We start from the raw sequence: 24,322 nt of genomic DNA, 5'->3' as shown, positions 1-24,322 counted from the left end.
CCCGCGGCATTACAACGTGGCGAGCAGTGCCTCGCCGCCCGAGATTTCGCAGGTACCCGGCGACTCCTCCTGGTTGAGCACGCGCACCACGCCATCCTCGACGATCATGGCATAGCGTTTCGAGCGCCCGATAAGGCCAGCCGCGGCTGCAGTGAAGTCCATGCCGATCGCCTTGGTAAAGCTGCCATCCGCATCCGACAGCAAGTGAATGCCCGCCCCGGTTGCGCCGGTCGCCTCGCCCCAGGCTTTCAGGACGAAGGGGTCGTTGACCGAAATGCAGATGATGTCATCAATGCCTTTTTCAGTGAAGGCGCTGTAGGTGCGGATGAAGCTGGGAACATGAGCGGAATGGCAGGTTGGCGTGAACGCCCCCGGCACCGCAAAGATCACCACCTTGCGCCCCTGAACCAGGCTGTCCAGCGCGACCTGTTCGGGCCCGGAGGCCCCCATGCGGACAAGATTGACCGACGGCAGCCGGTCGTTGACAGAAATCGACATCAGAATCCCTCGTGCGTTGCGTTTTCCCTGACCACAGATATAGGCTCGCTCCGAAACAGCGACCAGAGGGGGGGTTCGCCATGGGGGGAATTGTGGTTGTGGGTGCAGGGCAGGCCGGGGCCGCGCTTGTGGCCCGGTTGCGCAGCCGAGGCTATGATGGCCCGCTGACGCTTGTGGGCGCCGAAACGGTGCCACCCTATCAACGCCCACCGCTGACCAAGGGTTACCTGACCGGCGACATTCCCCTGGAACGCCTGTTCCTGCGCCCGACCAGCTTTTACGCGGATCACAATATCACGCTGCGGCTGGGCGAGTTCGTCACCGGGATCGATACGGCCCGTCGCCGACTCAGGCTGGGGCCGGACGAGCTTGCCTACGATCAGCTTGCGCTGACCACCGGATCGACGCCGCGGCGCCTGCCAGAACATCTCGGCGGCAGCCTCGGGGGCGTTTATGTCGCGCGGGATCTGGCCGATACCGATGCAATGGCGCCAGAGCTCGTTCCGGGCCGGAAGGTGCTTGTGGTCGGCGGAGGCTACATCGGGCTCGAAGCCGCGGCGGTTGCAGCCAAGCGCGGGTTGGATGTGACGCTGGTCGAAATGGCGCCGCGCATCCTGCAACGCGTTGCCGCACCCGAAACCTCGGACTTCTTCCGCGCCCTGCATCAAGGCCATGGGGTCAGGATCTGCGAAGGCATCGGGCTCGAGACGCTGGTGGGCGAAAACGGACGGGTCGCGGCTGCGCGCCTGTCCGACGGGCGCGAACTGCCGGTGGATTTCGTGATCGTCGGCGTGGGGATCGTTCCGAATGTGGCACTGGCCGAGGCCGCCGGCGTGGTGATCGACAACGGCATCGCCACCGATGCGATGGGGCGCACCTCGGATCCGGCGATCTGGGCGGCGGGCGATTGCGCCTCGTTCCCATGGGGCGCGGGCCGGCTGCGGCTGGAAAGCGTGCAGAACGCGATCGACCAGGCCGAGCTTGTCGCCGACAACATGATGGGGGCCGGTCGCCACTATGCGCCGGTGCCCTGGTTCTGGTCGGATCAGTATGACGTCAAGCTGCAGATCGCCGGGCTGAACAGCGGCTATGACCGGTTGATCCGGCGCGATGCGGCGCCGAAGGGCCTGTCCTTCTGGTATTTCCGCGGCGACCGTTTCCTTGCCGTCGATGCAATCAATGACCCGCGGGCCTTCATGGTCGGCAAGCGCCTGCTGGAGATGGGCCGAGCACCCTCGCCCGAGGCGCTGGCGGCGCCCGAGACCGACCTCAAGACGCTGCTGGCCTAGATGCGGATCATCGGCGGAATCCATCGCGGGCTCGGGCTTGCCAGCATCGGCAAGGGAGACAAGGCGGCGCATCTGCGCCCCACGGCCGACCGGGTGCGGGAAAGCATCTTCAACCTGCTGATCAATGGCGGCTATGGCGACCCGGTCAGCAATGCGCGGGTGCTTGACCTTTTTGCCGGCACCGGTGCGCTGGGGCTTGAGGCGCTGTCGCGCGGCGCCGCGCAGGTGACATTTGTCGATGACGGCACTGCAGCCGGTGCGCTGATCCGGCGCAATATCGACACGATGCGCGCCAGTGGCGCAGCCGACCTGCATCGACGCGATGCTACGCGGCTGGGGCCAAATCCGGGCGCGCCCTTTTCGCTGGTGTTTCTGGATCCACCCTATGGGCGCGGCCTCGGCGAAAAGGCCCTGGCCGCAGCGCTTGCCGGCGGCTGGCTTGCCCCGGACGCCCTGGTGGTCTGGGAGGAAAGCACGCAGCCGCTGGTCCCGCCTGCGCTCCGGCAACTTGACCAGCGGCGCTACGGAGATACGCTGGTAACTATTTTGCGCCATGATGGGCCGTAAATTGCAGCTTACCGGATGGATGCCATGCCCCGCCATATCCTTGCCGCCGTTCTTCCCGGTCCGCGCGCGGCCCATGTGCTTGAACGGGCACGGCTGATCGCGGCCAGTCGTGGATCGCGTCTGACGGTGCTCACGGCGCTGCACACGGGGCCGGTTCAGGCAACAGGTCTTGCGATTGCCGCGCGCAAGGCGGCGCAGGACGCCGTTCTGGCCGAGCTTGCGCCCCTGATGCGTGACGCAGGGCTTTCCGGCGCACCCGTGGTGCGCTTTGGACGCCCCGCCGTGGCGATCGAGCGTGCGGTTGAAGAATTCGGTGCCGACTTCATCGTCATGGGGCCGAACGAACGGCGCAACCTGCGCACGCAGATGATCGGATCGACTGCTGATCGGGTACTGCGGCGCACACATGTTCCGGTCCTGATCGCGCGGCGCCAACCCCCGGGTGATTACTATAACGTGCTTGTGGCGGTGGATTTCTCGCCTGCCTGCAGCGCCGCCGCCCAGATCGCCAACCGGATCTTCCCGCAGGCGCGCATTCAGCTGGCACATGTGGCCGAACTGCCTGCGGACATGGAACAGGCGCTGCTGCTTTCCGGCCAGACACAGGACAGGATCACCGCCTTCTACCACGAGCTGATGGAGGCGGGCCGAGCCGAGCTTGCCCTCTTTGCCAAGCCCTGGCCCCGCGCCCGACAGCGGGTCTTTGCCGGCGCCCCGGCCGAGGTTCTGACCCAGCTTTCCCGCACCCGCGGGGTGGACCTGATCGTGATGGGCACCCGCGGGCTGGACACCGTGATGACAAATGTTCTGGGCAGCATGGCACAGAAAGTCATCCGCGACGCGGCAAGCGATGTTCTGATCGTTCCCGCAGATGCGCCGCCAGAGCCGGAACCCGGGCACAGCCGGGGTTAAGCTTGCGCCGGGGCCGGAATTTGGGCCTTATGTCGCCATGACGCAAGATTTCCGGCCAAGGCCCCGCAGATGAACAGCAGTGACGCAACACTTCCGATCCTGACGCCGCCCCGGCCGCCCGCACAGCTCTATTCGGATGCGGCCGACGCGGTCGCGCAACTCGAGGAGCTTTACGCCACCGCCACCGCCTTTCTTGTCCAGCATTTCAGCGAAACCGTGACCGGCGGGCGCCCCGAGGCGCGGTATCGCGCCTTCTATCCCGAGATCCGCATCACCACGACCAGCTTTGCCAAGGCCGACAGCCGGCTCAGTTTTGGCCATGTGCCGGGGCCCGGCACCTATGCAACCACCGTGACCCGCCCTGACCTGTTTCGTGACTATCTGCGCCAGCAGATCGACCTGATCATGCGCAACCACGGGGTCGAGGTGCAGATCGGCGTTTCGGAAACACCGATTCCCGTGCATTTTGCGGTGGCCAGCAACCCGGACATCAACGTTCCACAGGAAGGGGTGCTGGACTTTTCCTTGCGCGATGTATTCGATGTCCCGGATCTTGCAACCACGAATGATGATATCGTCAACGGCTTTTCGGTACTCAATGCCGATGGCTCGGTTCCGCTGGCACCCTTCACGGCCCAGAGGGTCGATTATTCACTGGCCCGGCTCAGCCACTACACCGCCACCGGCGCCGAGCATTTCCAGAACCACGTCCTGTTCACCAACTACCAGTTCTACGTCGATGAATTCGAGGCCTTTGCCCGGCAGGCCCTGGCGGATCCCGACAGCGGCTATACCGAGTTCGTCGGCCCGGGGAATGCAGTCATCACCGATCCCGACGGGCTGATGCCCACGCTCATGAAACTGCCGCAGATGCCCAGCTATCACCTCAAGCGGGAGCATGGTGCCGGCATCACCCTGGTCAACATCGGCGTCGGCCCCTCGAACGCCAAGACCGCGACCGACCATATCGCGGTTCTGCGTCCACATGCCTGGCTGATGGTCGGGCACTGCGCGGGGCTGCGCAACAGCCAGTCTCTGGGGGATTTCGTTCTGGCTCATGCCTATCTGCGCGAGGATCACGTGCTGGATGACGACCTTCCGGTCTGGGTGCCGATCCCGGCCCTGGCCGAGATCCAGATCGCGCTGCAGGAAGCCGTTGCCGAGGTGACGGGGCTGGGCGGCTATGACCTCAAGCGGATCATGCGCACCGGCACCGTCGCCACGATCGACAACCGCAACTGGGAGCTGCGCGACCAGTCCGGCCCGGTGCAGCGGCTGTCGCAGTCGCGGGCCATCGCCTTGGACATGGAAAGTGCCACGATCGCCGCCAATGGCTTTCGCTTCCGCGTGCCCTATGGCACCCTGCTGTGCGTCTCGGACAAGCCCCTGCATGGCGAGCTGAAGCTGCCGGGCATGGCCACCGATTTCTACAAGACTCAGGTGGCCCGGCATCTGCGGATCGGAATCCGTGCGATGGAGCGGCTGCGCGACATGCCGCTTGAGCGGATTCACAGCCGCAAACTGCGCAGCTTTGAAGAAACCGCCTTTCTTTGATGGCGGGAAACAGCCTAAATTCGGTGAAATTTGCTTGCGCAGATCACTAAAAGATTGTGTAGCAGGCGAATGTGCCGCGATATAACGCGGCGAAACCATAACAGACGCCCCAGAGTGAGCCGGGGCCGAGACGAGGAGACGAGAATGTCGAAACCGATGACCAAGACGCAGCTTGTGGCCGCTCTGGCCGAGGAAATGGGCGCCGACAAGAAGGCAGCAAGCTCGGCCCTTGATGCGCTGACCACGCTCATCACCCGCGAAGTGGCCGAAGGCGGCGCCGTGACGCTGCCGGGCCTGGGCAAGTTCGCCTGCCGCGCCCGCCCCGAACGCATGGTGCGCAACCCGGCAACCGGCGAGCAGATTTCCAAGCCTGCCGACAAGGTCGTCAAGGTCACGATCGCCAAGGCGCTCAAGGACAGCGTCAACAACTGATCGGCCCGCAGGATCAGCCCTGCCTGCCGGAAGCATGGGGTCGCCTTCGGGCGGCCCTTTTCGTCCGAGCACCGGAGATGTCATGGACCTGCGCGCGATCCTGATGGGCCTGGCCTTTGCCGCCATGTGGTCATCGGCCTTCACCTCGGCACGCATGATCGTGCAGGATGCGCCACCGCTGATGGCGCTGTCGCTGCGTTTTCTTGCCTCGGGGCTGATTGGTATCGCGATCGCCGCCGCACTTGGGCAAAGCTGGCGGCTCAACCGCGCGCAATGGCGGGCGACCATCCTGTTCGGATTGTGCCAGAACGCGCTTTATCTGGGGCTCAACTTCATTGCGATGCAGCGGATCGAGGCGTCTCTTGCCGCGATCATCGCCTCGACCATGCCGCTTCTGGTGGCACTGGCCGGCTGGCTCGTCTATCGCGACAGGCCGCAGCCACTGGCGATCGCGGGCCTTGCCGCGGGCGTGGCAGGGGTCATGCTGATCATGGGTGCGCGGCTGTCGGGGGGCGTTGACCTGACGGGGGTGGTGCTGTGCGGGATCGGCGTGCTTGCCCTGACTTTCGCCACCTTGGCCGTGCGCGGCGCCTCGGCGGGCGGGAACCTTCTGATGATCGTCGGGCTGCAGATGCTGGTGGGGGCCGCCATCCTTGCGGTGCCGGCGCTTGCCTTTGAGGCGCCCGAGATCAACTGGAACGTGCGACTGGTGCTGGCCTTCCTTTATACGACGCTGGTGCCGGGCCTTGCCGCAACCTGGGTCTGGTTTCTTCTGGTCAACCGGATCGGCGCGGTACGCGCCGCGACATTCCACTTCCTGAACCCCTTTCTCGGGGTGGCCATCGCTGCGGTCCTGCTTGGCGAACAGCTGGGCGTGCTGGACGTGGCGGGCGTCGTGATCATCATGCTGGGTATTCTGGCCGTGCAGCTTTCCCGGCAAAAGCCCGGCTGATCATCCGATCCGCCCACGCGGCCCCTCGCCCACCTGCCCACGGTGCAACAGAAGGTGGTCAAGGATCACGCAGGCCATCATCGCCTCGGCCACCGGCACGGCGCGGATGCCGACGCAGGGGTCGTGGCGGCCCTTGGTCACCAGGTCGGTGTCCTGTCCCGACCGCGTCACCGTGCGCCGCGATGTCAGGATCGACGAGGTCGGCTTGACCGCGAAGCGCACCACAACATCCTGCCCGGTCGAAATCCCGCCCAGAATGCCGCCCGCGTGGTTCGAAAGGTATTCCGGTCCGTCAGCGCCCATCCGGATCTCATCGGCATTTTCGGTCCCGGTCAGGGTGGCGGCGGCCATGCCGTCTCCGATCTCCACGGCCTTCACCGCGTTGATCGACATCATCGCCGCGGCAAGGTCGGTATCCAGCTTGCCATAGACCGGCGCGCCCAGCCCCGGCGGCACCCCGCGCGCCACAACCTCGATCACCGCGCCGACCGAGTTGCCGGATCTGCGCAATTCATCCAGATACTGCGCCCAATCCTCGGCCGCCCGCGCGTCCGGCGTCCAGAACGGGTTCTTCGGGATCTGGTCCCAGTCAAAGCGGCTGCGTTCGATCCCGCGCGCGCCCATCTGCGTCATGTAGCCGGTGATCCGCACCGCCGGCGCCAGCACCGCGAGTGCTGCGCGCGCAACCCCGCCGGCCGCCACCCGTGCGGCCGTTTCGCGCGCACTGGATCGCCCGCCGCCGCGATAGTCACGGATCCCGTATTTCTGCCAGTAGGTGATATCGGCATGGCCAGGGCGGAAGGATTCGGCAATCTCGCCATAATCCTTCGACCGCTGGTCGGTGTTGCGGATCATCAGCTGGATCGGCGTGCCGGTGGTCTGGCCGTCGAATACACCGGACAGGATCTCGACCGCGTCGGGTTCGCGCCGCTGGGTCGTGTATTTGTTCTGGCCCGGTTTGCGCAGATCAAGCCAGTGCTGGAGCTGTGCCGCATCCAGCGGGACACCCGGCGGGCATCCATCCACCGTGGCCCCCAGTGCCGGGCCGTGGCTTTCGCCCCAGGTGGTGACACGGAACAGATGGCCGAAGGTGTTGAACGACATGGGCGCCTCCCTTTGCGCCTCCCTTAGCGGTGCGGGACGCGGCGCTCAAGCGTTTCCGCTTGTTCCGGGCCGCGCCTGCAGCTAGGCTGCGCCAACCTCGGGGTGCCCGTTCGGGCTGAGACGCAGGCTGCGAACCCGTTGAACCTGAACCGGTTAACACCGGCGGAGGGAAGGTGGCACATGCTCGTCCTCCCGCCCGTCGCAGATGGAGGATGTGATGCGTATTCCGGTATTCGCCCTGGCCGCGGCACTGGCCAGCCCCGCGATGGCGCAGATGCCCGTGCTGACCGTCTACACCTATGACAGCTTCGTGTCCGACTGGGGGCCGGGGCCGCAGGTCAAGGCGGCGTTCGAGGCAACTTGCGGCTGCACGCTGAACCTTGTCGGCGTCGGGGACGGCGCGGCCTTGCTCGCGCGGCTGCAGCTTGAAGGTGCCCGAAGCCAGGCCGACGTGGTGCTTGGCCTTGATACCAACCTGACCGCCGCGGCCGAGGCGACCGGCCTTTTCGCACCCCATTCCGTAAGCGCCGACTATGATCTGCCGGTCGCCTGGGAGGATCCGCTGTTCGTGCCTTTCGACTGGGGCTATTTCGCCTTTGTCCATGATCGGGATCTTGCCAGCCCCCCTGCGAGTTTCGAGGAACTCGTGGCGTCGGACCTGCGGATCGTGATCCAGGATCCGCGCTCCTCGACCCCCGGACTGGGGCTGCTGATGTGGGTCAAGGCAGCCTATGGCGAGCGTGCCGCCGAAATCTGGGAAGGGCTTGCCCCCCGGGTTCTGACGGTCACCCCGGGCTGGAGCGAGGCCTATGGCCTGTTCCTGAACGGCGAGGCAGACATGGTGCTGTCCTATACCACCTCGCCCGCCTATCATCTGATTGCCGAAAAGGATGACAGCAAGACTGCCGCGATCTTTTCCGAGGGTCATTATCTGCAGGTCGAGGTGGCAGGCAGACTTGCCGCCGCGCCACAACCCGAGCTTGCCGAGCAATTTCTCGAATTCGTGGTGTCCGACAGTTTTCAGGCAATCATTCCCGAAACCAACTGGATGTATCCGGCACGCATCCCCGCTGCGGGTCTGGCCGACGGCTTTGGAAGCTTGCCACAACCCGAACGCGCGCTGCTGTTCAGCGCCGAGGAAGCGGCCAGCCTGCGCGGCCCGGCCCTGTCCGAATGGCTGAACGCACTCAGCCGCTAGCGGCTTCCTGCGCCCGCGCTCCAAAAGGCTGGGCTGGCAGCGATATCGCTGGCGCTGGATTGGCGGGGGCAGTCTGGCCGGGGGCGGGCGTCGCGACCTTCCTTGTTCTGCTGACGCTCGGGGCAGTTGTCGCGGTGGCGTTGCGGGCGGGCAGCGGTGGTGCGCTTGCAGCCTCGGACTGGGCGGCGGTCAGGTTCACGCTGGGACAAGCGCTTGTCTCGGCGCTGCTGTCGGTCGCGCTGGCCGTTCCCCTTGCGCGGGCGCTGGCGCGGCGGCGGTTCTTCGGGCGCGGGTTGGTCATCACACTGCTGGGCGCGCCCTTCCTGCTGCCGACGCTGGTTGCCGTCCTCGGGCTTCTCGCGGTCTTCGGGCGCAACGGTCTTGTCAACAGCTGGCTTGCGATGCTGGGCCTCGGGCCGGTGCAGATCTATGGACCTCAGGGTGTGGTCCTGGCGCATGTGTTCTTCAACCTGCCGCTGGCCACCCGGCTGATTCTTCAGGGCTGGCTTGCGATCCCGTCCGAGAGGTTCCGCCTTGCCGCCTCGCTTGGCTTTGCCCCCGGCGATCTGTTTCGGCGTCTTGAATGGCCCATGCTGCGCGAGGTGCTTCCGGGCTGCCTGCTGGTGATCTTTCTCATCTGCCTGACCAGTTTTGCCGTTGCGCTGACGCTGGGCGGAGGTCCGCGCGCCACGACGATCGAATTGGCGATCTATCAGGCCTTCCGCTTTGATTTTGACCTGGGCCGCGCGGCGCGCCTTGCGGCACTGCAGTTCCTGATCTGCGCGGCAGCCGCCGTTGTGGCGCTATGGGTCACCACGCCTGCCGCGATTGGCGGTGGATTGGACCGGACAGTGCAGCGCTGGGATGCGGGGCGTCTCTGGCCGTGGGATGCGCTGATCATTGCGGCTGCGATGCTGTTCCTGATGCTGCCGCTGGGGACGGTGGTCGCAGCGGGTTTGCCACAGCTCTTATCGCTGCCCGAGGTCGTGTGGCGGGCTGCGGGGCGCTCCGTGCTGGTCGCACTGGCCTCGACGGCGCTTTGCCTTGCCATGGGGCTGGTGCTTGCGCTGGCGATCCTGCAGGTGCGGCGGGGGGCGGGGGTGCTCCTTGACACCGCGGGCATGCTGTCGCTTGCGGCTTCGCCGCTGGTTATCGGAACGGGGCTGTTCCTGATCGCCTATCCGCTGGTTGATCCGTCGCGCCTTGCCTTGCCCGTCACGGCACTGGTGAATGCGGCAATGGCCCTGCCCTTCGCCCTTCGGGCGCTGCTTCCCGCCCTGCGGCAGGCTGAACGCGATTTCGGGCGGCTGGCGACCAGTCTGGACATGACCGGGATCACGCGACTGCGGCTGGTTCTTCTGCCGCGGATACGCCGCCCGCTCGGTTTTGCCGGTGGGCTGGCAGCAGCCCTGTCGATCGGCGATCTGGGAGTCATCGTCCTGTTCGCAGAGACGGGGAGTGCGACGCTGCCGATGCAGTTGCAGCGCCTGATGGGGGCCTATCGCATGGCCGATGCGGCCGGGGCGGCCCTGCTTCTGCTGGTGTTGAGCCTTGCGGCTTTCTGGATCCTTGACCGAAGCGGACGTGCCAATGCTGCAACTTGAAGCCCTTTCCCTGCGTCTCGGCACCTTCAGCCTGTCGGCCGATCTGTCGGTCAAAGCCGGCAGCCGCGTGGCGCTGATCGGCCCGTCGGGGGCCGGAAAATCCACGCTTCTGGGCGCCATCGCGGGTTTTGTGCCAGCGGTGCGCGGTCGGATTCTCTGGCACGGGATCGACTTTGCCGGACAGGCGCCGGGGCAACGCCCGCTCAGTATCATCTTTCAGGACAACAACCTGTTCCCCCATCTGAGCGTGGCGCAGAATGTGGGGCTTGGGCTGCGGCCCGACCTGCGGCTTTCGCCCAGGCAGCGGGCAGAAGTTGCGCAGGTGCTGGAAAGGGTGGGCCTGGCCGCCTTCGCAACCCGCAAGCCTTCGGATCTGTCTGGGGGCCAGCAAAGCCGGGTCGCGCTTGCGCGCGTGCTGCTGCGCGCGCGTCCGATCCTGCTGCTGGACGAACCCTTTGCGGCGCTTGGCCCCGCGCTCAGGGCCGAGATGCTGACACTTGTCGAGGATCTGGCCGGCGACGGCGGGCTGACGGTGCTGATGGTCACCCATGACCCGCAGGATGCGCTTCGGCTCTGCCCGGAGACGATCCTGGTGGACGAGGGGCATGCCCTGCCCCCGGGGCCAACCGCGGTACTTCTTGCCGATCCGCCGCCGGCGCTGCGCCGCTACCTGGGAAAATGAAAAGCGCGCCCCGAAGGGCGCGCCCGTCAGAGGTTCAGTGTTGACTCACTTCGCCTCGGCCTTGGTTTCCCGCTTGATCTGCATCCAGAGCCGCTTGTTCGTGAGATAGAGCAGAACAGTCAGCACCGTCAGGAACAGCACTGCGGTAAAGCCGGCCTGCTTGCGCGCCATCATCTTGGGTTCGGCCGTCCACATCAGAAATGCAGCCACGTCCTTGGACAGGGCGCGCGCGTCATTGGGGCTGCCGTCGGCGAAGGTGACAGCCTCGTCGTAGATCGGCGGCGCCATGGCGATCCAGCCGCCGGGGAAGGCGGTGTTCTCATAGAAGACCGTGCCGGCCTCTTCCTTCTCTTCGCCGGTATAGCCGTAGAGCAGCGAGGCGATATATTCCGGCCCGCCGATGCCACGGAACAGCTGGTTGATCCCCAGGCCGTAGGGGCCGTGGAAGCCGGCACGCGACTTGGCCATGAGGCTCAGGTCCGGTGCGGTTTCCAGGCCCGATCCCGGGAAGTGGTCGGTCGCGGCGGCAGGGCGGAAGTCGTCGATTTCCGAATCGTAGACCTCGAAGTTGGCCGCATAGGCGCGCACCTGATCTTCCGGTAGCGCCGGCCCGCCTTCGTCACCCAAGGTGCGGAAGGGCACATGTTTCAGCCCGTGACAGGCGGCACAGACCTCGGTGTAGATCTGCAGGCCGCGCTGCAACTGGTTCCGGTCATAGGTGCCGAACGGGCCTTCGAAGGGGAAGTCGAAGTCGATGACATGGCCTTCCTCACCGGCAGCCTGGGCGCCGCCCGCCGTGAGGGCCAGCGCGGTCAGCGCGGTGAGTGCAAGTTTGCGGATCATCTCAGCGTGTCCTTTCTTTCACTCGGCCGGAGTGGCCCGGGCGGCAGAGGCACCCTTTTTCTTGGAGTTCGCGAGGATGAAGTCTTCCTCGATCGTGGCGGGCGGGGTCAGCGGTTTCTCGATGACACCAAGCAGCGGCAGGATGACAAGGAAGTAGGCGAACCAATAGGTCGCGCCGATCAGCGAAATCCAGGTATAGATCCCCTCGGCCGGCATCGCGCCGACCCAGGTCAGCACCACGAAATCGACCACCAGCAGCCAGAACCACCATTTGAACATCGGGCGATAGCGGCCCGACCGTACCGACGAGGTGTCAAGCCAGGGCGTCAGCGCCATCACCGCAATCGCGCCGAACATCGCCAGAACACCGAAGAACTTGGCGTCGACGAGCCCGAAGGTGATGAACTGGGTCAGCTGCACGATCCAGACGTCGCCGGTAAAGGCGCGCAGGATGGCGTAGAACGGCAGGAAGTACCATTCCGGCACGATATGCGACGGCGTGACCAGCGGGTTCGCCTCGATATAGTTGTCGGGGTGGCCAAGATAGTTCGGCATGAAGCCGACGATCACGAAGAAAACCACCAGGATAACGCCCAGCGCGAAGAAATCCTTGAGGATGTAGTAGGGCCAGAACGGCACGGTATCCTTCTCGGCCTCTTCCTTCGAGCTGCGCCGCACTTCGACACCGGTCGGGTTGTTGTTGCCGGTGTGGTGGAAGGCCCAGACGTGCACGATGACAAGCGCGGCGATCACGAAGGGCAGCAGATAATGCAGCGAGAAGAAGCGGTTCAGCGTGGCATTGTCCACCGCCGGTCCGCCCAGAAGCCAGGTCTGAAGGCTTTCACCGATCCCCGGAATCGCGCCGAACAGGCCGGTGATCACGGTCGCGCCCCAGAAGGACATCTGGCCCCACGGCAATACATAACCCATGAAGGCCGTTGCCATCATCAGCAGATAGATCAGCATGCCGATGATCCAGGTCACCTCGCGCGGGGTCTTGTACGACCCGTAGTAGAGGCCGCGGAAGATGTGCATGTAGACGGCAAAGAAGAACAGCATCGCGCCGTTCTGGTGCAGATAGCGGATCATGTGCCCGCCGTTGACGTTGCGCATGATGTGTTCGACGCTGGCAAAGGCCAGATCGACATGCGGCGTGTAATGCATCACCAGCACGATGCCGGTCACGATCTGCAGCGCGAGGCAGAACATCAGCACGATGCCCCAGATCCACATCCAGTTCAGGTTCTTGGGGGTGGGCAGCATGATCGTGTCGTAAAGCAGCGCCACGATCGGAAGGCGACGGTGGAGCCACTTTTCGCCGCGCGTCTTGGGCTCGTAATGGTCGTGGGGAATCCCGCTCATCTGTTTCTCCCTCAGCCCAGCTGGATGGTGGTATCGTCGACGAATTGCGCGACGGGAACATGCAGGTTCTCGGGCGCGGGACCGCGGCGGATACGGCCCGAGGTATCGTAGTGCGACCCGTGGCAGGGGCAGAACCAGCCACCGAAATCACCCGCGGCATTGCCCAGCGGCACGCAGCCAAGATGGGTGCAGACGCCCATCATCACCAGCCATTCGCCGGCTTCATCAAGCGACCGGTTGCGGTCATCGGCAGGGGCGTCGCCGATGTTGAAGTTCCTCGCATCACCATCCATCAGGTCGCCCAGCGGCACGCTGCGCGCATCGGCAATCTCGGCTTCGGTCCGACGGCGGATGAAAACCGGCTTGCCGAGCCACTTGACGGTGATCTGGCTTCCCACGGCGACGTCGCTTACATCGACGAAGATCGAGGCCAGCGCCTGAACGTCCGCCGACGGATTCATCTGATTGACAAGCGGCCAGACGGCGGCACCAACCGTCACGGCCGCCGCGCCTGCCGTGGCGTAATACAGGAAATCCCTGCGAGTGCCTGCGTTATCTTCTGCGTGGGACACGAGAATACTCCCTTCCATGACCTGATCCGTCGGCCAATACGATGATAAGGCCACAGTTGCCTGCCGCCTTCCCGCGCCGGTTCTAGCCTTGGGCGGCTAAGCCGTCCAGTGGACATTTCGTCTTTCCTGCCCATGTGTGGCAAGCCGATTGTCGCAGCGAAACCGGCATCGGGATCATTGCGGACGGGTTGCCTGCATCGCAGGCCGGCCCAGAAAGCCAGCGGCCCAATCCGCAAGCCCTTCGCGCCCGCTGCGCCAGACGCGGTCCGCGTGGCGCAGATCAAGATAGCCCAAGGCACAGCCCAGCGCGATCTGCCCGATATCCAGCGGCCCTGCCAGATGACTCAGCCAGCGACCTTCGAGCGTATCCAGTGCCCTGTCGATCTTGCGCCATTGCCCCTCGACCCAGTCGGGCATCCGAAGCGGCTCGGGGCGCAGGCGCGATTCGTAAACCATGAGCAACGCCGCATCCATGATCCCATCGGCTGTCGCCTCGATCGTTAAGCTGTCCCAAAGGCGCGGTGCGGCCGGGTAAAACCCGCTTCCCGCCCGATCATCCAGAAACCGGCAGATCACCCGGCTGTCGTAAAGCGCAGGGCCATCATCGCGCACCAGGGTCGGGATCTTGCCAAGCGGGTTTTCCGCCAGTGGCAGGTTGGCCGGATCCAGCGGGCTGCCACTGGCCCGCTGCAGGGTCATGTCCTGCTCCAGCCCAGCCTCTTTGGCCAGGACCAGCACCTTGCGCGCATAGGGGGAATTGTCCGAGAAGTAGAGGATCATGGCGCCGCTTTCCGAAAGCGGATACGGCCAAGACCTGCGGCGTCAATCTCCAGCCCGGGGCCCGACGTGCCGAGCCGAACCACCCGCCGAAAGCGCGCGGCAAGATTGATCTGATCCTCGTGCGGGGCCTGATGCAGGCTGACGCCCTCATCCACGCGGTCCAGCGCATCTTCGTTGCGCTGATCCAGATGTCCCGGTCGCACCGAGCGGGACACGGCATAGGCCGCAAGCACGACGGCGCCATAGCGCAGCGCGATCCCGGCAATAGGCAAGACAGGCAAAGGCATGGCGTTCCCCTTTCCGCGCCAGATTATGGCGCGGGCGCGGTGCTGTCCACTGATCTCACTCGGCGGCCATGACCCCAGCCGGTTCAACGCGGACCGCCGCGAACTTGAACTCGGGGATCTTGCCATAGGGGTCGAGCGCCGGGTTCGTCAGCACGTTGGCCGCGGCTTCGACATAGGCGAAGGGGACAAAGACCATATCCTCGGCCACGGCGCGGTCGGCCCGGGCCATGATCGTGATCTCGCCCCGCCGGGTGATCAGGCGCACCATGCCGCCCGCTTCCACCCCCAGACGCCGCAGCGTCGCGGGGTGAAGGGAGCAGTTCGCCTCGGGCTCCACCGCGTCGAGCACCCGCGACCGGCGGGTCATCGACCCGGTGTGCCAGTGTTCCAGCTGCCGCCCCGTGGTCATCACCATCGGGAATTCGCTATCCGGCACCTCATCCGGCGGAATGATGGCGGCGGGGGTAAAGCGCGCGCGCCCCTCGGCCCTCGGGAAGCCATCGCCAAAGACGATCGCCTGCCCCGGATCGCTGGGCGAGAGGCTGGGATAGGTCACCGCGCCGTCATTCACCAGCCGGTCCCAGGTGATGTTGTCGAGGCTGCGCATCCCCCGCGCCATCTCGGTATAGACCTCGGACGGGTCGGTGTACTGCCAGTCGAGGCCAAGCCGGCGCGCAAGTTCCACCGTGATCTGCCAATCCGGAAGGGCCTGCCCCGGCGGCCGCACCGCCGCCCGCGCGATCTGCACCTGCCGGTTGGTGTTGGTCACCGTCCCGGCCTTTTCATAAAACGCCGCCGCCGGCAGGATCACATCCGCATAGTTCGCGGTTTCCGTCAGGAAGATGTCCTGCACCACAAGATGGTCGAGCTTGGCCAGCGCCTCGCGTGCATGCGTCACGTCCGGGTCGGACATCGCCGGGTTCTCGCCAAGGATATACATGCCCCGGATCGTGCCTTCATGCACCGCATCAAGGATTTCCGTGACCGTCAGGCCCCTTTGCGCCGAAAAGTCGCCGCTGCCCCAGATTTCGGAGAACCGGGCCCGCACCGCGTCATCCGTCACCGTCTGATAATCCGGCAGGAACATGGGTATGAGGCCCGCGTCGGACGCGCCCTGCACGTTGTTCTGCCCCCGCAGCGGATGCAGCCCCGTCCCCGGCCGCCCCACATGCCCGCACATGAGCGCGAGGCTGATCAGGCAACGGGAATTGTCAGTGCCATGGATGTGCTGAGAAACGCCCATCCCCCAGAAGATCATTCCGGCCCGCGCGGTCGCAAAGTCCCGCGCCACCTGGCGGAGCGTTTCAGCCGGGATGCCGCAATGCTCGGCCATCTTTTCCGGCGCGAACTGCGCCAGATGCGCTTTCTCGGCCTCCCAGTTCTCGGTCCAGGCGTCGATGTATTGCTGGTCGTAGAGCCCTTCCTCGACGATCGTCGCCATGATCGCGTTCAGCATCGCCACGTCCGCGCCGGGGCGAAACTGGAGCATGTGCGTCGCGTGCCGCTTCAACGCCTGCCCGCGCGGGTCCATCACGATCAGCTTGCCGCCGCGCTTGGCGAACTGCTTGAAGAAGGTCGCGGCGACCGGGTGATTTTCGACCGGATTCGCGCCGATGACGATGGCGACGTCGGCGTTCTCGATCTCGTTGAAGGTGGCTGTCACGGCGGCGGAACCGACGTTTTCCATCAGCGCCGCGACCGAGGACGCATGGCAAAGCCGCGTGCAGTGGTCGACGTTGTTATGGCCGAAGCGCTGGCGGATCAGCTTCTGGAACAGATAGGCCTCTTCGTTCGTACATTTGGCGCTGCCAAAGCCCGCGACTGACTGGCCGCCATGGGTTGCATCCAGCCGGGCAAGGCCATTCGCGGCCAGGTCCAGCGCCTCTTGCCAGTTCGCCTCGCGGAAGTGGGTCCAGGGGTTGGCCGGATCGACGTCCAGCCCCTTGGGTGGCGCATCGGACCGCCGGATCAGCGGGACGGTCAGCCGGTGCGGGTGGTGGATGTAGTCAAAGCCAAAGCGGCCCTTGACGCAGAGGCGGCCTTCGTTCGCGGGGCCGTTGATGCCGTCCACGTGGGTGACGCGATCACCCTTGATCTTGAGGCTCACCTGACACCCCACGCCGCAGAAGGGGCAGACGCTTTGCACTTCGCGGTCGAAGTCGCGGCTGTCGCCACGTTCCTCGGCATCAAGGATGGCGGGCATCAGCGCGCCCGTCGGGCAGGCCTGCACGCATTCACCGCAGGCGACGCAGGTGCTGTCGCCCATGGGATCGTCGAAATCGAACACCGGAAAGGCGTCATGCCCGCGCCCGCCCATGCCGATCACGTCGTTCACCTGCACCTCGCGGCAGGCACGGACGCAGAGGTTGCACTGGATGCAGGCGTCAAGGTTCACCCGCATCGCCACATGGCTGTCATCAAGCAACGGGATCCGTTCGACCTCCAGCGTCGGGAATCGGGACGTGACAACCCCCTGCGCATCGGCCATGTCCCACAGGTGCGAGGACCGGTCATGCGCCATTTCCCGTTCGGGCTGATCGGCCAGCAGCAGTTCCATCACCAGCCGCCGAGAGGTTTCTGCCCGCGTGGACTGGCTGTTGACGACCATGCCATCCGCCGGCTTGCGGATGCAGCTGGGGGCAAGCACACGCTCGCCCTCGATCTCCACCATGCAGGCGCGGCAGTTTCCGTCGCTGCGATAGCCGGGCGCGTCCTTGTGGCAAAGGTGGGGGATCAGCGTGCCTTCGCGCTTTGCCACCTCCCAGATGGTTTCATCCTCGCGCGCCTGAACCTCGCGCCCGTCAAGCGTAAAGCGGATCATCTCAGACCTCATCGGGGAAGTGTTGCATGGTCAGCCGGATCGGGTTCGGGGCCGCCTGCCCCAGCCCGCAGATCGAGGCATCGGCCATCACCGTGCACAGGTCGTCCAGCAGCGCCCGGTCCCATTTGGGCGCCTGCATCAGCTTGACCGCCTTTTCACAGCCGACCCGGCAGGGGGAGCATTGACCACAGGATTCAGATTCAAAGAACCGCAGCATGTTGAGCGCGGCATCGCGGGCGCTGTCCTGATCCGACAGGACCACCACCGCGGCCGATCCGATGAAGGTGCCATGCGCCTGAAGCGTGTCGAAATCCAGCGGCACGTCATTCAGGCTGGCCGGCAAGAGGCCCGAGGATGGGCCACCCGGCTGGTACGCCTTGAACACATGGCCTTCCGCCATCCCGCCCGCAGCCTCGATCACATCGGTTATCGTCGACCCGGCCGGCAGCAGGTAGACACCCGGCCTGGCCACGCGCCCCGACACCGAATAACTGCGCATGCCCACGCGGCCGTTCCTTTCCACGTCGCGCAGGACCTCCGGCCCCTCGCGGCAGATGCGCGCGACCCAGTGCAGTGTTTCGACGTTGTGGACCAGCGTCGGCTGGTTGAATATCCCGACCTGCGCCACATAGGGCGGGCGGTTGCGGGGGATGCCCCGCTTGCCCTCGATCGATTCGATCATCGCGGATTCTTCGCCGCAGATATAGGCGCCCGCGCCGCGCCGCAGTTCGACATAGCCCGGCCGGATCAGATGCGCCGCCTCCAGCGCCGCGATTTCCCGCCGCAGGATCTCAAGGATCGCGGGGTATTCGTCGCGCATGTAGATATAGCAGCGATCCGCCTCGACCGCCCATGCGGCGATCAGCATCCCCTCAAGGAACAGATGCGGCGTGCGTTCCAGATAGTAGCGGTCCTTGAAGGTGCCCGGCTCGCCCTCGTCCCCGTTCACGGCAAGATAGCGCGGACCCTGCGCCGCGCGGACGAAGGACCATTTGCGGCCCGAGGGAAAGCCGGCGCCGCCAAGGCCGCGCAGACCGGAATGCAGCAAGGTCTCCTGCACCTCTTCGGGATTGCCGCCGGCGCGAAGCCGTTCCAGAACCTGATAGCCCCCGGCGTGGCGGTAGTGGGGCAGCGCCTCGTAGGGTGGCAGATGGGCGTGGGTATCGCCCGTGGCCACCGCCGCAGCGATCTTTTCAGCCGTTGCATGGGTGATGTGATTATGCCCGACCTCGGCAACCGGCGCCATGTCGCAACGGCCCATGCAGGGCGCACGCAACACCCGGACGCGGGCGGGATCATGCCCCGCCTCGAGCGCGGCCAGCAGAGCCTCGGACCCGGCGAGTTCGCAGGAAAGCGAGTCGCAGACCCGGATCGTCAGGTCGGGGGGCGGGGTGTCGCCTTCCTTGACCGGGTCGAAATGGGCATAGAAGGTGGCCACTTCCCACACCTCGGCCATCGACATCCGCAGCTCTTCGGCCAGGGCGCGCAGGTGGGCGGCAGGCAGATGACCCCGCGCATCCTGGATCAGATGCAGGAACTCGATCAGAAGGTCGCGCCGCCGCGGCCGGTCGCCCAGGAGGGCCTGCACTTCCGCCAGGGCGGCATCGTCAAGCTGGCGCCCCTTGGGCGTATGACGCCCGCGCCCCCTGCCCGATTTCCAGATACCCTTGTCGTCCAGCGCCATCTTCACCCCCTGTTGCATCGCCTGTCGGCGGCTGCCTGCAGAGGGTCATCGTGGGAAGGGCTTGATAGAAAATCAAGCGCGCAATTCCGTCTGTTGATAGCCTATGCCTATTGCGCGAGCCTGCGCCTATGCGCAGCGGACCAGTCGCGCGTTCTGGCCAGCGCCCATTGGGCCAGAAGCCCCCCTGCGATGACCGCGACGTCAAGGCCCATCGACGGCGGCAAGCCCAGCTTGAACGCCTGCATCAGGATGCACAGGACCGAGCCGAGCGCGAAGACCGGAAGCGCATGCCGGCCCATCAGCGCCAATGGCTGCATCACGCCGCTCGCGCAGACCTTGCGGACCAGGGGCACGGCGGACAGGAGGTAGAAAAGTGCAAGGACATGAAGAAGGCGAGGCAGGGAAACGAATGTCTTGTCGAACCCTGTCAAATAGAAGGGCAGCCCCCAGTCCCGCAACTGCCCCAGCACCGCGCGCCCCCCGCTGCCCACCGCCGGCAGCTTCATCCAGGCCAGGACGAACAGAAGAAACAGCCCGCAGGCCCAGACAAGCCCGGCCCGCACCGGCACGAGACGACGCCCATCCCGCATCGCGATCCCGGTGCAAAGGCCAATGATGAAAATGAGCTGCCAGGACAGCGGGTTGAAGAACCATCCACCCGGATTGGGATATGCCGGCAGGTTCAGCCGGAACTGCCCTGCCAGTGCCCAGAGACACACCGACCCCGCAATCAGCAGCCACGGCGCACGCAGCGCCAGCGGGAAGATCAGCGGCGTCGCCAGCAACAACGTGATGTAAAGCGGCAGGATGTTGAAATAGCCGATCTGATGGCCGAGCGTCGGCAGACCCACCAGAACCTCGAGCGGATTGCGGAACAGGGGGGCCAGGTTGTTGCGCTGGATCATGCCGTAAAGGCCGAAGTACTGCGCCGCCCCGGCAGCAATGGCGATGGCCATGAAGGTGATCGTCACATGGACAAGGTAAAGCGTCCAGGCCCGGCCCCAGACCCGCGCGACCGCCGGCCAGAGTGCCGGTTTCCGGAACTGCGCGGAATAGGCCAGCCCCGCCGCAATCCCTGACATCACCACGAATGCCTCGGCCGCATCGGAAAATCCGAAGTTTCGACTGGTGAACCGCTCGAAGACCGTGCCGGGAACATGGTTGATGTAGATCGTGACAAGGGCAAGCCCCCGCAGCACGTCCAGACGCAGATCACGCTCGGGCGCAAGCGGCGCGGTCAGTTCCGCAGGAACGGCGCTGACTGTGTCACGCATAGCTGGCGGTGCCCAGTGCCGCGGGGGCACCGCGGCTGTCCCGCGCGCTGGTCCACTGGTCAAGGATCTGGCGCTGATAAAGGATCACCCGATCCGGATCGGTTTCACTGGGCACGATGAATGCATCTCCCGACCACGCGCCGCAGGGCCGGGACGACAGGGTGATGACCACAGGTGCAAGGATCATCGGAATGCAGACCGGCAGCAGCCACAGCACAAGTTCCGGTGCCAGGCGCGAGGCGGTGAAAAGCCCCAGCACTCCGCACAGCACGATCCAGCGGCTTGCAGTCCATGCCGCGCCCCAGCCAAGCGTGCCGTCGCCGCGCCGGTTCGGCGGCCAGCCGCCATCGATCCCCATCAGCACCTGCAGGACCGAGCGCGTCTGGAACATCAGCATGATCGGTGCCATGACGCTCGAGGCCGCAAGCTCCCACAGCGTCGTCAGGAACACGCGCCCTGGTCCGCCGAAAGCGCGCGCGCGGCCTGTCATGGCGGCATGGGCGGCGATCGCCAGCTTGGGCAGGATCAGCAGGCCGAGGACACCGATGGCCAGTCCGATCGCCTTCGAGGTTTCGTTGCTCGGGAAGACCGGGAAAAGCTGGTAGGGCTCGGGGAAGTAGTTCGGTGCGTGCTGGAACAGCGGTTGCACCACGCTTGCCATCATGAACATCAGCCAGAACAGCGGCGCGATATAGGCAAGGATGCCCTGCAGGAAGACGAACCGGCTCCAGCCACGCAAGCCCGGAGCCCCGATGATGCGGCAGTGCTGAAGGTTACCCTGGCACCAGCGCCGATCCCGCTTGGCATAGTCGATGATGTTCTCAGGCCCTTCCTCGAACGACCCCTCCAGATCGGGATCGACGCGCACACGCCACCCGGCCCGGGCCAGCAGCGCCGCCTCGACGTAATCATGACTCAGGACATGGCCGCCAAAGGGCGGATTGCCGCTGAGCACCGGCAGGCCGCAGCTTTCGGCGAAGGCCCGGACGCGCACCAGAGCATTATGGCCCCAGAACGGCCCGCAGCGCCCCTGCATCAGCCCCTGTCCCCGCGCAAAGATCGGCGAATAGAAGCTCGCGGCGAACTGCATCGCCCGGCCGAACCGCGATCGGGCCTTGATGATCTTCGGCAGGGTCTGCAGCAGGCCCAGTTCGGGATCGGCCTCCATCCGGCGCACCATTTCGGCGATGGTCGCGCCCTCCATCAGGCTGTCGGCATCAAGGATCAGCGCGTAGTCATAAGCTGCGCCCGAGCGCTGGAAGAAATCCTCGATGTTCCCGGCCTTCTTGCCGGTGTTGACCGTCCGGCGCCGGTAGAACATCCGGCCCGCGCCGCCTCGTTCCGCCAGCAGGCGCGCGAACCAGATTTCCTCTTGCCGGGCGACCTCCTCGTTCCGGGTGTCGGACAGGATCGCGAAGTGGAACTGCTGCGACAGACCCAGCGCATCCAGCGACAGGTCGATCGCGGCAACGCGCGACAGGGTCTCGGCGGGATCCTCATTGCAAACCGGCACGAGGATCGCCGTCCGCCCCCGGATTGGCGCATCGGACCCGACCGGCGGCAGGCCCTCCAGATGGACCGCCAGCAGGCCCAGAAGGCCCTGCATCGCACCCCAGGCCAGCCACAATGTACTGATCCCGATCAAGCCCGCCCGAAGGATGTCGAGCCGGTCCAGCCCGTCGGCGGCGCCGAACTGCAGAAAAAGAAGCGCCGCACCGATGCCCAGGCCCAGCGTCGGCAGCAGCGCCGCCAGCCGCACTGCAAGAAGGGAAAGGCCATCCCGGGGCCGCATCGTGATCAGTGGCCTGCGCGGGCGGCAGGTCGCAGCGCGGCAAGCATCTGGATCAGGCGCTGAAGCGGCCCGACGGGGGCCTCAAGCACCTGTTTCGGCATGACAAGCGGCGCCTGCGGCAGGTCATGCACGGCAGACGAATGATGTTCCGCGGCAGATGTGTCGATCTGCGTCTGAAGGGTCATGGTCGCATCCATTGATAAAGCCAGGTCTCGGACAGCTTGCGGTCATAGCCGGCAATGTGGGCTACCAGTTCGATCGTGCTGCCGCGCGGCCCCTGCACGTCCAGCACCAGCCGCCACATGTCGTTCTGCGGCAGCTTGTAGAGGGTCTTCGAGACGATCTCGCCCTGCGAGATCCAGATCGCGGGTTCGACCTTGGCGTCCTCGGGCAGTCGGCCCAGCATGCCGCCCTTGAAGTCGATGACGAACTTGCGCTGATCCTCGGGGGCGGCCACGCCGGCGGCGCCCGCCGCGCCCGCGCGGGTTTCGTGCACCCAGGCGCGGTCGGCCTTCTCGTCGGGATCGATATTGCCCCAGCGAAGGCGATAGCGGTACTCGCGTTCGTCGCCGGCGCGCACCGGTGTGTCGGGCACCCAGAAAGCGACGATGTTGTCGTTCACCTCAAGATCGGTGGGGATCTCGACAAGTCGGACAGCCCCAAGCCCCCAATCCCCCAGCGGCTCCACGTTGAGCGAGGGGCGGGCCTCATAGCGGGCGCCCTTGTCCTGATAGAGATCGAAATCCCGGTCGCGCTGATGCAGGCCGAAACTCTGCGGATTGGCTTCGGTGAAATAGGAGCTTGCCAGCCGCGGCGGGTTGTTCAGCGGGCGCCAAAGGGTTTCGCCGTCGGCACGGGTGATGTGCAGACCGTTGCTGTCATGGACCTGCGGGCGGTAATCGTCAAAGCCGCTCCGGTTCTTTTCGTCGTAAAGGAACATCGAGGTCAGCGGCGCGATGCCCAGCTGTTCGACATCGGCCCGGAAGAACAGCCGCGCCGTTACCTCCATCACCGTTTCGACCCCCGGCGTGATGACAAAGCGGTATGCCCCGGTGACGCTGGGGCTTTCCAGCGCGGCATGAACCACGATCTCGCGCGCGCCCGGTGCCGGGCGCTCAAGCCAGAAATGCGAAAACCGCGGGAATTCCTCGCCCGAGGGCAGGCCGGTGTTGATCGCAAGCCCGCGGGCCGAGATGCCATAGCTGTTGCCCTGCCCCAGGGCGCGAAAATAGCTTGCGCCCACGAAGGCGACCACCTCGTCCAGAATGTCCGAGCGGTTGAGCGGGAAGTTCAGCCGGAATCCCGCCACCCCGGGCATCTCGGTATGCTCGGGCACACGTTCGGCCAGTTCATTGAAATACTCGAAGTCGTCGGTCGAGAAGACCAGTTCAGAGGCGCGGCCATCCACAACTTCGGCCACATGGACCGGCTCGTTGAACAGCCAGCCCAGATGGAAGGCATGCACGCGGAACAGGCCACGGTCATCTTCGGACCAGCGCGCCCGGTCGCGGCGGAACTGGATCAGCCGGTAATCGTCATACTGAAGGCCATCCAGAAAGCTGGGCGCGAGCGTTTCAACCTGATGAGGCTGACGCGCCTTGTCCCGCATTGCCTCGGTCAGAAGATCGAAAGAAAACGGCTGCCCCTGCGTCATCGCGCCGGCATCGGCGTCCTGCGCGAAAAGCAGCGAAGGACAGGCCACCGATCCCAGCAAAACCGCAGCCGCCGGCAGTCCGGCAAGCACGGAACGACGGGTGATCCCGGGAGATAGTTCTTGTGTGGAAGTCATCAGCCTGCACGATCCGCCGAATTGCCCTGGTTTCAATGCGGCCAGGGGCATTAGGTTCCCTTCGGATCCACGCCGCAGCAGGAAAACGCGCTCCGGGGGATAACTGCAGCATCATGTTGCCGAAGAATCCTCCGAACATCGCGCCCCGGCGTTTTTGCAGGCGCAGCATCCGCCGGCCGAAATGGCAAGTAAACGACTGCTTTGCAAGGGGTTCTCCGCGGCACCGCGACCATAGATGACGCTTATGTGACTGTTCGGCGGGGAATCGCCAGCGGGCACCCACTTCTGCAGCAAGCCGGCGCCGATCATATGCAGGCGGCCCGCCA

The 24,322-nt window shown here is 65.4% G+C and carries 22 protein-coding genes and 1 riboswitch; of the genes, 9 read left to right on the top strand and 13 right to left on the bottom strand.

Annotated elements, in window-relative coordinates; all coding sequences use genetic code 11:
* Nucleotides 1-9: 9 nt before the first annotated feature.
* Nucleotides 10-498: a peroxiredoxin gene (locus ACFQXB_RS01390; protein ID WP_377397976.1), complete on the bottom strand. Its 489-nt coding sequence runs from the start codon at nucleotides 496-498 to the stop codon at nucleotides 10-12.
* An 80-nt stretch (nucleotides 499-578) separates the two neighbouring features.
* Between ACFQXB_RS01390 and ACFQXB_RS01385 the strand changes: the two genes are divergently transcribed.
* The 6 genes from ACFQXB_RS01385 (at nucleotide 579) to ACFQXB_RS01360 (ending at nucleotide 6,204) form a co-directional block, all read left to right on the top strand.
* A complete protein-coding gene (locus ACFQXB_RS01385) occupies nucleotides 579-1,787 on the top strand; it encodes an NAD(P)/FAD-dependent oxidoreductase (protein ID WP_377397973.1) in 1,209 nt (402 codons plus the stop codon).
* The gene (gene rsmD, locus ACFQXB_RS01380) at nucleotides 1,788-2,354 is read left to right on the top strand and encodes a 16S rRNA (guanine(966)-N(2))-methyltransferase RsmD (RefSeq protein ID WP_377397969.1); all 567 of its coding nucleotides are present in this window, start codon (nucleotides 1,788-1,790) and stop codon (nucleotides 2,352-2,354) included. It begins immediately after the preceding gene.
* Nucleotides 2,355-2,378: 24 nt separating this feature from the next.
* Nucleotides 2,379-3,266, top strand: a complete 888-nt coding sequence (locus tag ACFQXB_RS01375) for a universal stress protein (protein WP_377397966.1) — start codon at nucleotides 2,379-2,381, stop codon at nucleotides 3,264-3,266.
* A 69-nt stretch (nucleotides 3,267-3,335) separates the two neighbouring features.
* The gene (locus tag ACFQXB_RS01370) at nucleotides 3,336-4,820 is read left to right on the top strand and encodes an AMP nucleosidase (protein ID WP_377397962.1); all 1,485 of its coding nucleotides are present in this window, start codon (nucleotides 3,336-3,338) and stop codon (nucleotides 4,818-4,820) included.
* Nucleotides 4,821-4,964: 144 nt separating this feature from the next.
* On the top strand, nucleotides 4,965-5,252 hold the full coding sequence (locus tag ACFQXB_RS01365) for an HU family DNA-binding protein (RefSeq protein WP_377397959.1): 288 nt from the start codon (nucleotides 4,965-4,967) through the stop codon (nucleotides 5,250-5,252).
* Between the two features lie 82 nt (nucleotides 5,253-5,334).
* A complete protein-coding gene (locus ACFQXB_RS01360; protein ID WP_377397956.1) occupies nucleotides 5,335-6,204 on the top strand; it encodes a DMT family transporter in 870 nt (289 codons plus the stop codon).
* Here the strand turns inward: ACFQXB_RS01360 and aroC are convergent, their stop codons facing one another.
* On the bottom strand, nucleotides 6,205-7,308 hold the full coding sequence (aroC, locus tag ACFQXB_RS01355; protein WP_377397953.1) for a chorismate synthase: 1,104 nt from the start codon (nucleotides 7,306-7,308) through the stop codon (nucleotides 6,205-6,207).
* Between the two features lie 88 nt (nucleotides 7,309-7,396).
* Nucleotides 7,397-7,496, top strand: a riboswitch (TPP riboswitch).
* A 29-nt stretch (nucleotides 7,497-7,525) separates the two neighbouring features.
* Here aroC and thiB point away from each other — a divergent pair.
* From thiB to ACFQXB_RS01340, 3 genes are read left to right on the top strand one after another with little or no spacing between them, the layout of a single operon-like run.
* Entirely contained in the window at nucleotides 7,526-8,506 is a 981-nt protein-coding gene (gene thiB / locus ACFQXB_RS01350) for a thiamine ABC transporter substrate binding subunit (protein WP_377397950.1), read from the top strand.
* Nucleotides 8,482-10,110 carry a thiamine/thiamine pyrophosphate ABC transporter permease ThiP gene (locus ACFQXB_RS01345; RefSeq protein WP_377397947.1) on the top strand — a complete coding sequence of 543 codons (1,629 nt, stop codon included), beginning with the start codon at nucleotides 8,482-8,484 and terminating at the stop codon, nucleotides 10,108-10,110. The genes thiB and ACFQXB_RS01345 overlap by 25 nt, the downstream gene beginning before the upstream one ends.
* Nucleotides 10,097-10,792 (top strand): thiamine ABC transporter ATP-binding protein, encoded by a 696-nt coding sequence (locus ACFQXB_RS01340; RefSeq protein WP_377397944.1) that lies wholly within the window; start codon nucleotides 10,097-10,099, stop codon nucleotides 10,790-10,792. Before ACFQXB_RS01345 ends, ACFQXB_RS01340 begins: the two co-directional genes overlap by 14 nt.
* 45 nt (nucleotides 10,793-10,837) lie before the next feature.
* Here ACFQXB_RS01340 and ACFQXB_RS01335 read toward each other — a convergent pair whose 3' ends face one another.
* The 11 genes from ACFQXB_RS01335 to ACFQXB_RS01285 form a co-directional block, all read right to left on the bottom strand.
* On the bottom strand, nucleotides 10,838-11,635 hold the full coding sequence (locus ACFQXB_RS01335) for a cytochrome c1 (protein ID WP_377397941.1): 798 nt from the start codon (nucleotides 11,633-11,635) through the stop codon (nucleotides 10,838-10,840).
* 18 nt (nucleotides 11,636-11,653) lie between these two features.
* Nucleotides 11,654-12,997 (bottom strand): cytochrome b, encoded by a 1,344-nt coding sequence (gene petB / locus ACFQXB_RS01330; protein WP_377397938.1) that lies wholly within the window; start codon nucleotides 12,995-12,997, stop codon nucleotides 11,654-11,656.
* An 11-nt stretch (nucleotides 12,998-13,008) separates the two neighbouring features.
* Entirely contained in the window at nucleotides 13,009-13,569 is a 561-nt protein-coding gene (gene petA / locus ACFQXB_RS01325) for a ubiquinol-cytochrome c reductase iron-sulfur subunit (protein WP_377399123.1), read from the bottom strand.
* 174 nt (nucleotides 13,570-13,743) lie between these two features.
* Nucleotides 13,744-14,349, bottom strand: a complete 606-nt coding sequence (locus ACFQXB_RS01320; RefSeq protein WP_377397935.1) for a glutathione S-transferase — start codon at nucleotides 14,347-14,349, stop codon at nucleotides 13,744-13,746.
* On the bottom strand, nucleotides 14,346-14,636 hold the full coding sequence (locus ACFQXB_RS01315; RefSeq protein WP_377397931.1) for a hypothetical protein: 291 nt from the start codon (nucleotides 14,634-14,636) through the stop codon (nucleotides 14,346-14,348). Before ACFQXB_RS01315 ends, ACFQXB_RS01320 begins: the two co-directional genes overlap by 4 nt.
* Before the next feature lie 55 nt (nucleotides 14,637-14,691).
* Nucleotides 14,692-17,457, bottom strand: a complete 2,766-nt coding sequence (gene fdhF / locus ACFQXB_RS01310) for a formate dehydrogenase subunit alpha (protein ID WP_377397929.1) — start codon at nucleotides 17,455-17,457, stop codon at nucleotides 14,692-14,694.
* Between the two features lies 1 nt (nucleotide 17,458).
* On the bottom strand, nucleotides 17,459-19,141 hold the full coding sequence (locus ACFQXB_RS01305; protein WP_377397926.1) for an NAD(P)H-dependent oxidoreductase subunit E: 1,683 nt from the start codon (nucleotides 19,139-19,141) through the stop codon (nucleotides 17,459-17,461).
* Nucleotides 19,142-19,248: 107 nt separating this feature from the next.
* On the bottom strand, nucleotides 19,249-20,415 hold the full coding sequence (locus ACFQXB_RS01300) for an OpgC family protein (protein ID WP_377397922.1): 1,167 nt from the start codon (nucleotides 20,413-20,415) through the stop codon (nucleotides 19,249-19,251).
* Nucleotides 20,408-22,207: a glucans biosynthesis glucosyltransferase MdoH gene (gene mdoH / locus ACFQXB_RS01295; protein ID WP_377397919.1), complete on the bottom strand. Its 1,800-nt coding sequence runs from the start codon at nucleotides 22,205-22,207 to the stop codon at nucleotides 20,408-20,410. The genes ACFQXB_RS01300 and mdoH overlap by 8 nt, the downstream gene beginning before the upstream one ends.
* Nucleotides 22,208-22,212: 5 nt before the next feature.
* The gene (locus ACFQXB_RS01290) at nucleotides 22,213-22,392 is read right to left on the bottom strand and encodes a hypothetical protein (protein ID WP_377397916.1); all 180 of its coding nucleotides are present in this window, start codon (nucleotides 22,390-22,392) and stop codon (nucleotides 22,213-22,215) included.
* Nucleotides 22,389-23,996 carry a glucan biosynthesis protein gene (locus ACFQXB_RS01285; protein WP_377397913.1) on the bottom strand — a complete coding sequence of 536 codons (1,608 nt, stop codon included), beginning with the start codon at nucleotides 23,994-23,996 and terminating at the stop codon, nucleotides 22,389-22,391. Before ACFQXB_RS01285 ends, ACFQXB_RS01290 begins: the two co-directional genes overlap by 4 nt.
* Nucleotides 23,997-24,322 lie beyond the last annotated feature (326 nt).

This window comes from Halodurantibacterium daqingense (assembly GCF_042666235.1).
GTDB lineage: Bacteria > Pseudomonadota > Alphaproteobacteria > Rhodobacterales > Rhodobacteraceae > Halodurantibacterium > Halodurantibacterium daqingensis.
This window is presented reverse-complemented; position numbering and strand designations above follow the sequence as displayed.